This is a genomic window from Vibrio sp. Vb2880 (assembly GCF_033337975.1).
In the GTDB taxonomy this organism is placed as follows: domain Bacteria; phylum Pseudomonadota; class Gammaproteobacteria; order Enterobacterales; family Vibrionaceae; genus Vibrio; species Vibrio alginolyticus.
In genome coordinates this window covers 1-6,384 of the sequence record NZ_JAWORT010000053.1, presented here as the reverse complement: position 1 = coordinate 6,384, position 6,384 = coordinate 1, and the positions used below count along the sequence as shown (strand labels likewise).

5 protein-coding genes and 4 tRNA genes are annotated in these 6,384 nt (G+C 42.8%); 3 read left to right on the top strand and 6 right to left on the bottom strand.

The genetic code is table 11. The features are described 5' to 3' along the window. Window positions 1–180: 180 nt before the first annotated feature. The 4 genes from R7M92_RS24595 to R7M92_RS24580 form a co-directional block, all read right to left on the bottom strand. Window positions 181–256 (bottom strand) — tRNA-Thr (locus R7M92_RS24595). A 13-nt stretch (window positions 257–269) separates the two neighbouring features. Continuing rightward, a tRNA-Gly gene (locus R7M92_RS24590) sits at window positions 270–344 on the bottom strand. A gap of 35 nt (window positions 345–379) precedes the next feature. Continuing rightward, window positions 380–464, bottom strand: a tRNA-Tyr gene (locus tag R7M92_RS24585). Between the two features lie 36 nt (window positions 465–500). Next, window positions 501–576 (bottom strand) — tRNA-Thr (locus R7M92_RS24580). Between the two features lie 205 nt (window positions 577–781). Between R7M92_RS24580 and coaA the strand changes: the two genes are divergently transcribed. After that, window positions 782–1,705, top strand: coding sequence for a type I pantothenate kinase (gene coaA, locus R7M92_RS24575; protein WP_005388683.1), 924 nt, complete (start codon window positions 782–784; stop codon window positions 1,703–1,705). 7 nt (window positions 1,706–1,712) lie between these two features. Here coaA and birA read toward each other — a convergent pair whose 3' ends face one another. Further along, window positions 1,713–2,678 (bottom strand): bifunctional biotin--[acetyl-CoA-carboxylase] ligase/biotin operon repressor BirA, encoded by a 966-nt coding sequence (gene birA / locus R7M92_RS24570; RefSeq protein ID WP_005373054.1) that lies wholly within the window; start codon window positions 2,676–2,678, stop codon window positions 1,713–1,715. Then, window positions 2,675–3,718 carry a UDP-N-acetylmuramate dehydrogenase gene (gene murB, locus R7M92_RS24565; RefSeq protein ID WP_213973596.1) on the bottom strand — a complete coding sequence of 348 codons (1,044 nt, stop codon included), beginning with the start codon at window positions 3,716–3,718 and terminating at the stop codon, window positions 2,675–2,677. The genes birA and murB overlap by 4 nt, the downstream gene beginning before the upstream one ends. Before the next feature lie 101 nt (window positions 3,719–3,819). On the opposite strand from murB, the gene R7M92_RS24560 reads away from it, so the two are divergent. Together R7M92_RS24560 and pssA are read left to right on the top strand one after the other, a co-directional pair. Then, window positions 3,820–4,251 (top strand): GNAT family N-acetyltransferase, encoded by a 432-nt coding sequence (locus R7M92_RS24560; protein ID WP_213973597.1) that lies wholly within the window; start codon window positions 3,820–3,822, stop codon window positions 4,249–4,251. Window positions 4,252–4,322: 71 nt separating this feature from the next. Next, entirely contained in the window at window positions 4,323–5,663 is a 1,341-nt protein-coding gene (gene pssA, locus R7M92_RS24555) for a CDP-diacylglycerol--serine O-phosphatidyltransferase (RefSeq protein WP_318132052.1), read from the top strand. Window positions 5,664–6,384 lie beyond the last annotated feature (721 nt).

Below are 6,384 nucleotides of genomic sequence, written 5' to 3'. Positions count from 1 at the left end.
TGTTTTACCGTGGTCAACGTGGCCGATAGTACCAACGTTAACGTGCGGTTTCGTACGTTCAAATTTTTCTTTAGACATGAGTGGTCCCTCTAGGTACGGATTTAGGTGGCCCAAATTGACCACGCAACCAAAAAAAGATAATTGGTAAATCTAATATCAAAAGGAAATAAACTTGAGAGCTGGTGCTGATAGGCAGACTCGAACTGCCGACCTCATCCTTACCAAGGATGCGCTCTACCACCTGAGCTATATCAGCACTCAAATTAGAGTGGAGCGGGCAGCGGGAATCGAACCCGCATCATCAGCTTGGAAGGCTGAGGTAATAGCCATTATACGATGCCCGCAACACGTAACTCTGAGAGCTATTTCCTAAAGAATATGGTGGAGGGGGACGGATTCGAACCATCGAAGGCAGTGCCGGCAGATTTACAGTCTGCTCCCTTTGGCCACTCGGGAACCCCTCCAAATTTTCAAGCCATTCAGACTACTAAAGGAAAGAATGGTGCCGACTACCGGAATCGAACTGGTGACCTACTGATTACAAGTCAGTTGCTCTACCTACTGAGCTAAGTCGGCATAAGTGGTGCGCATTCTATTGAATGATTTTCTAGGTTGCAATAGTAATTTGAAAAAAAATCATAAATTTCGATTTTTTAGATTCGTTTGCTGCAAATTCGTACAAACTTAGCTTTTTTAAAGCAAACTTCGACCTTTGTCGTTTGCTTTGAAGTTCGCTTGATGTATGTTCTTGCTTCTATTAAACCAAGGATAAAAGAGACCCATGAGTCCATTTTTGTCATTTGACCGTGCAAATTGGGCCGAGTTAAGAAACTCTGTACCGATGACACTTTCTGAAGACGACTTGACTGCGCTTCAGGGCATTAATGAAAACCTAACCATGGAGGAAGCGGTAGAGATCTACCTTCCTTTGTCTCGTCTTTTGAATCTGTATGTCCAAGCTCGTCAAAGCCGCAATTCCGTATTACAACAATTCTTAAATACAGAGGAACATGCTCCCCCTTTCGTAATTGGTATCGCTGGCAGTGTTGCTGTAGGCAAAAGTACGACTGCTCGTATTCTAACGGCATTGCTTTCTCGTTGGGAGAATCATCCCAAAGTGTCCTTGGTTACAACAGATGGCTTCCTATATCCGAAAAAAGTACTAGAAGAACGCGGTATCATGCATCGTAAAGGCTTCCCAGAATCCTATGATATCAAGCGCTTAGTCGAGTTCATGTCTGACGTAAAGGCAGGAAAGCCCGATCTTGAAGTACCCATCTACTCTCACATCACGTATGACATTACTGATGAACTAAGAAAAGTGGATAGACCGGATGTTCTTATTATTGAAGGTTTAAACGTTCTGCAAAGTGGAATGGACTATCCACATGACCCGCATCGTGTCTTCGTCTCTGACTTTTTAGATTTTTCAATTTATGTCGATGCAGAAACAGAGACCATTGAACATTGGTATGTAGAACGCTTTTTAAAGTTTCGCCAAGGGGCCTTTACGAAACCAGGCTCTTATTTTAGCCACTACACACAACTCTCTGTCGATGACGCAAAGAAAAAAGCGAAGCAAATTTGGCATGATATTAATGGGCTCAATTTAGAATTGAATATTCTTCCAACTCGTGAGAGAGCCCACTTGATTCTACACAAAGGCGTTAACCACTTGGTTGATAAAGTCTCGTTGCGAAAGTAATCGAAGATTAGTCACTTTTACGCAACGAGATTTCACCACCAATATAAGTCTCTAGTCCTTGGGAGGTTTCGATTAATATTCCACCTTGATGATCGATGCCTCGAACGACGCCATATACCTCTCTAGGACCAATAAGCAGTTTGACCTGACGATTAAGGAAATTGTCTAACCGATTCCAACGTTCGATAAAGCCAGTAAGTCCTTTCATTTCATATTCGACAAGTGCGGAATTCCAATGCTTGATAAGTGTCATTGCTAGAACATTTCTATCGATCTTGAGACTCTGATTTACTTGGTTCAACGTGGTCCATGGCTGGTCAATCTCAGGCTGGTCGTCAGGCATTCCAATATTCAGGCCCATCCCAATCACTAGATGAGCAGCCCCACCGGCCTGACCCGACATTTCAACCAAGATTCCGGCCAGTTTTTTATCTTGATAATACAAGTCATTCGGCCACTTGAGTTTAACACCTTGCATGCCTACTTCTTCCAAAGCTTCCACTGCGGCAATCCCAATCACCAAGCTCAAGCCCATTGCCGCAGCCATTCCTGCATCCAGTCGCCAATACATAGAGAGATATAAGTTAGAGCCAAACGGTGAGACCCATTGTCTACCGCGGCGACCACGCCCTTGTGCTTGATATTCAGCAATACAAACACGGCCCTTTTCCGAATCCGCGACTCTGTCGAGCAAATATTGGTTCGTTGAGTCAATCACAGGGACGAGTTCAACAAGTGACTCCGAGCTAGTGGTCAGGAGAGTCTCGTCTAACAACTGCAATGGTGAGGCTAACTGGTAACCGCGCCCTTGCACTCGATAAATATCAATACCCCATTCACTAAGACCTTTAATGTGCTTAGCGATTGCCGCTCTAGAAACATTAAGATCGTCGCCCAACGCTTCTCCTGAATGAAACTCTCCATCACTTAATAACTTTAAAATATGAAGTTTCGTAGAGTGATCTTTTCTCATCTAGATGCCTCGATCTGAGTCAAATTGGTCTCCCCGGTACGATTGAGAAAGCGTACTTCATGCTCAAGTATGATTTGGTATTTGTCCCATACCGTCTGCTTCACTAAAGAAGCAAGCGCGACAATGTCATCAGCACTACAATTATCTATGTTGGTCAAAACCAAAGCTTGCATAGGGTTGACCTGCGCACCATGTACAGACTTCCCCTTTAATCCACACTGATCAATAAGCCAACCAGCAGCAATTTTCATTCCTCCTGAAGCTGGGTAGGCCACTACGTTAGGGTATTTTTTTGTTAGTCGATCATAGTGATCTTCTGTGATCACTGGGTTTTTAAAGAAACTACCTGCGTTACCTATCTTGGTTGGATCTGGCAGTTTTGCCTTTCGCACTTGGCATACTCGTTCGAAGATAGAAGCAGGGCTGAGTTGTTCTTCTGGGATACTTTGTAAAGGACCGTACTGGTTAATCGGCTGCCATTGCTTCGCCAACTTAAGCCCTAATGCGGTGATAAAGCACTTTCCGTGCAACGCATGTTTAAATATGGAATCCCTATAGGCAAACTCACAGTCTTGGGCGTGCATTCTTTTGTTTTCAAACGTAGTTAGGTCAAGAACATCTACATAATCACAGATGTCTTTTAGCTCTAGGCCATACGCACCAATGTTCTGAATAGGAGCCGAGCCAGCACAACCTGGAATCAAAGCTAAGTTCTCAATCCCACCGATCCCCTGATTCACACACCAGGAAACCAATTCAGGCCAATCTTCACCACCGGCAATATGTAATAGGTAATGCTCATCCGTTTCCGTGACTTCTTTACCCATGATTCGATTAACAATCACTAATCCCTCAAAATGTTCTGTAAAAAGAACATTACTTCCTTTACCTAAAAAAAGTTTCGGTAAATGGGTGAATCTTGGGTTTTGAAATAGCTCAATAACATCTTCAAGCGACTCAACGATAGCTAAATAGGAACACGATTGTTCAATTCCAAAAGTATGGTAAGCCTTTAGGCTCGCATTTGTTTTAATTTGCATAGTAGGTTTGCAACACCAGATAAGATTCTCTTAAACTGTCGACATTCTACATTAGTTATCTTTTAACCGCAGTGACAATACCAGACTCATTAATCATAGAAGTGTTAAATCCCATCAAGCTCCCCCTCATTAAGAAACTATACAAAGCGTATTACCCTGCGGGTCGAGCCAAAAAAGATGAATTGATCATTACAGCAAGCCATAAAGGTGAAATCATTGCGTTACTACGTTTAAAAAGTGTAGATAAAGTTCGTCTGTTGACAGGAATGTTGGTCATTCCGAAAGTTAGGGGAACAGGGATTGGAAAAGAACTACTAACTCATTGTAAAAGCAATGTTTTCACTGATGGCGATTATTGCTTCGCGTTTACACATCTCGAATCCTATTATTCCAAGCATGGATTCACAACAATTGATTGCTCTGAGCTACCACACCCGCTAAAAATGGCATTTCAACGTTATGTAGATAGCGGTAAAGATCTCATTCCAATGCAATTCATCTCTTCAACGACATCAAAACGCGTGCTTTTGTAGCCAGGTAAATCATATCTTTGATAAAATGGCAGGTTCGCAATATTGCACTAAACTAAGGTACTCATACCGATATGATAGTAAGTAGGAATCCATTCGAACAGTTGCCAAGTCTCGCTGTCAATCCGGAAGACTTTGATGTTCTGTATTCAGCAGAATCATTCAGAACCCGTCTTTTAGATGCTATCAGCAAAGCAACGTCGCGAATTTACCTAGTCGCTCTATATCTGGAAGATGATGAAGCTGGACGTGAAATTCTCACTGCGCTTTATGAAGCGAAACAGCGCAATCCTGGGTTGGACATCAATATCTGTGTCGACTGGCATCGAGCGCAGCGTGGCCTGATTGGTGCGGAGACATCTGAGGGTAATTCAGCGCTTTACAAAGCATATGCCAGTAAGTACCAACACCCAATCCCTGTCTATGGCATACCAGTGCGTGGCAGAGAAGTTTTTGGGGTACTGCATTTAAAAGGCTTCATTGTCGATGATACTGTTATCTACAGTGGGGCGAGCTTAAATAACGTTTATCTCCATTATCATGAACGTTATCGATTTGATCGTTACCATGTGATTCGACATGAATCTTTAGCGAATTCAATGGTGCAATTCATTCAGGAAGAAATGATTGCTCACCCTGCCGTTAATGATCTTGCAGGAAAAGATAAGCCAGAAACCAAAGAAATAAAGTCGGCGATTCGCCAACTGAGGGCTTCTCTTGCTCAAGCAAACTATAAGTTTGAAGACCAAGCTGCAACAGAAGAAAGCGTAAAAGTCACTCCGTTAGTTGGGCTAGGCAAACGCCGTAATCTGCTCAATCAACAGATTGTAAAGTTACTGGCAGCAGCCCAAGACGAAATTTTCATTTGTACGCCTTACTTTAACTTCCCTAAAGCACTTCATCGTGAAGTGAAACGAGCCATGAAGCGTGGTGTGAAAGTAACTATTGTTGTGGGTGATAAAACCGCCAACGACTTTTACATTGCACCTGAGGAAGACTTTAAAACCATTGGCGGGCTTCCATATCTTTACGAAGTGAATTTGCGTCGCTTTGCGAAAGCCAATGAAGCGAATATCGCAGCACGTAAATTGTCAATTCACCTATGGAAGCATGACAATAACAGCTTCCACCTTAAGGGTATTTGGGTTGATAAACGCTATATGCTACTTACTGGGAATAACCTAAATCCACGTGCTTGGTCACTCGACCTAGAAAATGGGCTACTCATACAAGACAATTATGCGAAGCTCACTGAGACGTTTGAAGACGAAGTTTCGCGTATTCTTGAGCATACTCACCTTATCTGTACTTATAAGCAATTAGAGAAAGTAGAAGACTATCCTATAGGGGTACAGCGACTGGTCAGAAAAATTACCCGCCTAAAGGCAGATGGTGTTTTAAAACGTATTCTTTAGACATCATTTCTCGCTCTAAAGTACGTCGAGATTTTTATACTAAGCCAACCGCTTTAGCAGTTGGCTTTTTCATATAATCCATTTGGAATACTTAACTATTTTCTAGTACCGCTAGTGAGCACATAACCACTTAGATCTAGAGCGACTCTCTTAATGGGTTTGAGCTTTGACGTTTGTGAGTATTCCGCATAGCTTACAGCCTCGAGCTAAGCTACCCCTCTCTGTTCTGGCGCTTCTTACCTTTTGGCGATATATTTTTTCTGAGACTCATCAAATGTTCAGCGTCGAAAATCATCACCTCGCTAATGAAGAGCTCCTTCAATCTTTCACCTTCCAATTCTTTTCAAGTCGTTTGATTTTTGAGCCAGGAGAGATTGGGGGTATATATGACGCTTTTCTGGATTATGCGCACAGTTCGTTTTTTCTTTCTCATCAAGATTCAAGCCGTTGAACGCCTTTGAATACCATAGATTACTTAGGTTTGTTTGTAGGTCATATTGTCTTTCCACAGCATCAACGGCCTATATTAATTAAAGCCTAGTGTGTAATCACGCAAAGTTCACTTAGTAGGGATTATGGGGAGTAGTCTAATTAGGTGTAAACACACTTCAGGGAAACGCCGCCAGTAGAAACGAAAAAAGCCTCAGTCTTTCGACTGAGGCTTAATATAAGTGGCGGAGTGGACGGGACTCGAACCCGCGACCCCCGGCGTGACAGGCCG

Coding starts and splice junctions, on each gene's coding strand:
- coaA (WP_005388683.1), top strand. CDS start 782: ATGAGTCCATTTTTGTCATTTGACCGTGCAAATTGGGCCGAGTTAAGA.
- murB (WP_213973596.1), bottom strand. CDS start 3,718: ATGCAAATTAAAACAAATGCGAGCCTAAAGGCTTACCATACTTTTGGA.
- pssA (WP_318132052.1), top strand. CDS start 4,323: ATGATAGTAAGTAGGAATCCATTCGAACAGTTGCCAAGTCTCGCTGTC.
- birA (WP_005373054.1), bottom strand. CDS start 2,678: ATGAGAAAAGATCACTCTACGAAACTTCATATTTTAAAGTTATTAAGT.